Below are 834 nucleotides of genomic sequence, written 5' to 3'. Positions count from 1 at the left end.
ATCTATCGCTGGTGGCCGAGCAAGGCGGCGTTGCTGCTTGAGGTCTACCAGCGCCAGAAGCGCGTCGATGTTCCCGATACCGGGGTGTTGGAGGAGGATCTCGTCGGCTTCCTGAAGAACCTGTTCGCCCACTGGCGCGAGACATCGTCGGGAAGCGTGTTCCGGTCGCTGATCGCCGAGGCACAGTCGGACGAGACCGCGGCCGCGGCCCTTGCCGACTACTCACTGGGCCGACGGTCCCATACCGCCCAGATCATCGAACGCGCCAAGGCAAGGGGCGAAATCCCGGCCGAAATCGATTCAGCTGTTGTCGCCGACCTGATCGCCTCCTTCGCCTGGAGACATCTGCTGACCAACCGGCTCGACGAGGACGAAGCGACCATCGACAAGGCCGTCAACTACGTGATGCGAGGCATAGCGGCGCCTGCCTCGTAAAGACGGCAATGAATGAAAAAGGGCGCGGCAACCCCTGGCTGCCGCGCCCCTTTTCAAAAAAGCTGCCAGTCTTACTTGGCGCTTTCCAGCGTATCGACCGCCTTCTTCAGGTTGGCGTCGGGGATCTCGACCTTGGCGCCGGCGCGCAGCGACTTGACCAGCGCGAAATACTTGTCGCGGATGACCGCCTGCTTGGCCTGGTCCTTGACGTCGTCGAAGGCCGGCGGCTGCTTGGTGCGCTTGTCCTCGAGCTTGATGACATGCCAGCCGAACTGCGTTTGCACCGGCTGCTCGGTGTATTTGCCGACCTCGAGCGCGGAGGCCGCCTTGTCGAACTCCGGCACCATCTGGCCAGGTCCGAACCAGCCGAGATCGCCGCCGCTGGTCTTGCCTGACGGA

2 protein-coding genes are annotated in these 834 nt (G+C 63.3%); one reads left to right on the top strand and one right to left on the bottom strand.

Annotated features, from left to right (window positions below; all coding sequences use genetic code 11):
- A partial coding sequence (locus EN991_RS38150; protein ID WP_127370627.1) for a TetR-like C-terminal domain-containing protein occupies window positions 1-435 on the top strand: 435 nt, incomplete at its 5' end.
- Between the two features lie 71 nt (window positions 436-506).
- On the opposite strand, the gene EN991_RS38145 is transcribed toward EN991_RS38150, so the two are convergent.
- Window positions 507-834: peptidylprolyl isomerase (locus EN991_RS38145; RefSeq protein ID WP_206519360.1), on the bottom strand; the 328-nt coding region annotated here is incomplete at its 5' end.

It is taken from the genome of Mesorhizobium sp. M7A.F.Ca.US.005.03.2.1 (assembly GCF_003997795.1).
In the GTDB taxonomy this organism is placed as follows: domain Bacteria; phylum Pseudomonadota; class Alphaproteobacteria; order Rhizobiales; family Rhizobiaceae; genus Mesorhizobium; species Mesorhizobium ciceri.
Note: the sequence above shows the minus strand (reverse complement) of the source record. Positions and strands in the feature narration are given on the sequence as shown.